Consider the following 215-nt stretch of genomic DNA (forward strand, 5'->3'; position numbering starts at 1 on the left):
AGCACGAGCGAATCATTAAGCACAAGCGAGTCATTAAGTGAAAGTGAATCACTAAGTACAAGTGAATCGTTAAGCACGAGTGAATCATTGAGTACAAGCGAGTCATTAAGCACAAGCGAGTCATTAAGTGAAAGTGAGTCGATCAGCGCAAGTGAATCACTAAGTACGAGTGAATCATTGAGCACGAGTGAATCATTAAGTACGAGTGAATCATT

The 215-nt window shown here is 40.5% G+C and carries 1 protein-coding gene; it reads left to right on the plus strand.

Features of this window, described 5'->3' with window-relative positions; all coding sequences use genetic code 11:
- The coding region (locus tag ACJTHF_RS14105; RefSeq protein ID WP_407812646.1) for a hypothetical protein at positions 1-215 on the plus strand (215 nt) is incomplete at both ends.

The sequence above is a fragment of the Mammaliicoccus sp. RAM2 genome, from assembly GCF_045897195.1.
GTDB lineage: Bacteria > Bacillota > Bacilli > Staphylococcales > Staphylococcaceae > Mammaliicoccus > Mammaliicoccus sciuri.